Origin of the sequence: Streptomyces graminilatus (genome assembly GCF_001418565.1) — a bacterium.
In the GTDB taxonomy this organism is placed as follows: domain Bacteria; phylum Actinomycetota; class Actinomycetes; order Streptomycetales; family Streptomycetaceae; genus Streptomyces; species Streptomyces graminilatus.
Map to the genome: position 1 here is coordinate 1 of NZ_LIQQ01000500.1, position 2,747 is coordinate 2,747.

1 protein-coding gene is annotated in these 2,747 nt (G+C 69.4%); it reads right to left on the minus strand.

Going from position 1 to position 2,747, the window contains the following annotated elements; translation table 11 throughout:
• Nucleotides 1-2,747: carbamoyl-phosphate synthase large subunit (carB, locus tag AOK08_RS34240; protein WP_055533265.1), on the minus strand; the 2,747-nt coding region annotated here is incomplete at both ends.

The window sequence follows — 2,747 nt, forward strand, 5'->3', positions numbered from 1 at the left end:
CGGGCCGCGGTCAGTTGTTCGGCGTGTTCCTGGAGCGAACGTACGCCGACGTCACCGCGGTTGAGGGCGTCGATGCCCTGGACGGCCGCGGCGAGGGCCTGGACGGTCGTCAGGCAGGGCACCGCCCGTGCCACGGCGGCGGTGCGGATCTCGTAGCCGTCGAGGCGGCCCCCGGTGCCGTAGGGGGTGTTGACGATGAGGTCGACCTCGCCGTCGTGGATGAGCTGGACGATGGTCTTCTCACCGTTCGGCCCGGTGCCCTCGTTCTGCTTGCGCACGACCTTCGCGTTGAGGCCGTTGCGCCGCAGGACCTCGGCCGTCCCGGAGGTCGCCAGCAGCTCGAAGCCGTGGGCGACGAGTTCACGCGCCGGGAAGATCATCGAGCGCTTGTCCCGGTTGGCGACCGAGATGAACGCGCGTCCCTTCGTCGGCAGCGGCCCGTACGCGCCCGCCTGCGACTTGGCGTACGCCGTGCCGAAGACGGAGTCGATGCCCATGACCTCGCCGGTGGAGCGCATCTCCGGGCCGAGCACCGTGTCCACACCCCGGCCGGAGGTGTCCCGGAAGCGGTTCCAGGGCATGACGGCCTCCTTGACGGAGATCGGCGCGTCCAGCGGCAGCTCACCGCCGTCACCGCCGGCCGGGAGGAGTCCCTCGGCCCGCAGTTCGGCCACGGTCGCGCCGAGCGAGATACGGGCGGCGGCCTTCGCCAGCGGCACCGCCGTCGCCTTCGACGTGAACGGGACCGTACGGGACGCGCGCGGGTTGGCCTCCAGGACGTAGAGGATGTCCCCGGCCAGCGCGAACTGGATGTTGATGAGCCCGCGCACCCCGACCCCGCGCGCGATGGCCTCGGTCGAGGTCCGCAGCCGCTTGATGTCGAAGCCGCCCAGCGTGATCGGGGGCAGCGCGCACGCCGAGTCGCCGGAGTGGATACCGGCCTCCTCGATGTGCTCCATCACCCCGCCCAGGTACAGCTCCTGGCCGTCGTAGAGGGCGTCGACGTCGATCTCGATCGCGTCGTCGAGGAACCGGTCGACCAGCACCGGCCGGGAGGGGCTGATCTCGGTCGACTCGGCGATGTAGGAGGAGAGGCGGGTCTCGTCGTAGACGATCTCCATGCCGCGCCCGCCCAGCACGTACGAGGGGCGCACGAGGACCGGGTAGCCGATCTCGTCCGCGATCGCCTTCGCCCCGGCGAACGTGGTCGCCGTACCGTGCTTCGGCGCCGGCAGACCCGCCTCCGCGAGGACGCGGCCGAAGGCGCCCCGGTCCTCGGCGGCGTGGATCGCCTCGGGCGGCGTGCCCACCACCGGCACGCCGTTGTCCTTGAGGGCCTGCGCCAGCCCGAGCGGGGTCTGCCCGCCGAGCTGCACGATCACGCCCGCGATCGGGCCGGCCAGGGACTCCGCGTGGACGATCTCCAGCACGTCCTCGAGGGTCAGCGGCTCGAAGTACAGGCGGTCGGAGGTGTCGTAGTCCGTGGAGACCGTCTCCGGATTGCAGTTGACCATCACCGTCTCGTACCCCGCGTCGCTCAGCGCGAAGGAGGCATGGACGCACGAGTAGTCGAACTCGATGCCCTGGCCGATACGGTTGGGGCCCGAGCCGAGGATGATCACGGCCGGCTTCTCGCGGGGCGCGACCTCCGACTCCTCGTCGTAGGAGGAGTAGAAGTACGGCGTCTTCGCCGCGAACTCGGCCGCACACGTGTCGACCGTCTTGTACACCGGGCGCACACCCAGCGCGTGCCGCACCTCACGCACGACGTCCTCGCGCAGGCCCCGGATCTCGGCGATCTGCTGGTCGGAGAACCCGTGCCGCTTCGCCTCCGCCAACAGCTCGGGGTTCAGGCGCTCCGCGGCGGCCAGCTCGTCCGCGATCTCCTTGATCAGGAACAGCTGGTCGACGAACCACGGATCGATCTTCGTCGCGTCGAAGACCTCCTCAGGTGTGGCGCCCGCGCGGATGGCCTGCATGACCGTGTTGATCCGACCGTCGGTCGGACGCACGGCCTCCGCCAGCAGTACGGCCTTGTCGCCCACCTCGCCGACGAAGGTGAACTGGCTGCCCTTCTTCTCCAGCGAGCGGAGCGCCTTCTGGAGGGCCTCGGTGAAGTTCCGGCCGATGGCCATCGCCTCGCCCACCGACTTCATGGTGGTGGTGAGGGTGGAGTCGGCGGACGGGAACTTCTCGAACGCGAACCTCGGCGCCTTGACCACCACGTAGTCGAGGGTCGGCTCGAAGGACGCGGGGGTCTTCTCCGTGATGTCGTTCGGGATCTCGTCGAGGGTGTAGCCGACGGCCAGCTTCGCCGCGATCTTCGCGATCGGGAAGCCGGTCGCCTTCGACGCCAGGGCCGACGACCGCGACACGCGCGGGTTCATCTCGATCACGATGATCCGGCCGTCGTCGGGGTTGATCGCGAACTGGATGTTGCAGCCCCCGGTGTCGACCCCGACCTCGCGGATGATCGCGATACCGATGTCCCGCAGGCGCTGGTACTCGCGGTCGGTCAGCGTCATCGAGGGCGCCACCGTGATCGAGTCACCGGTGTGCACACCCATGGGGTCGAAGTTCTCGATCGAGCAGACGACCACGACGTTGTCGTTCTTGTCGCGCATCAGCTCCAGCTCGTACTCCTTCCACCCCAGGATGGACTCCTCCAGGAGCACCTCGGTGGTCGGAGACAGCGTCAGACCCTGCCCCGCGATCCGGCGCAGCTCCTCCTCGTCATGCGCGAAACC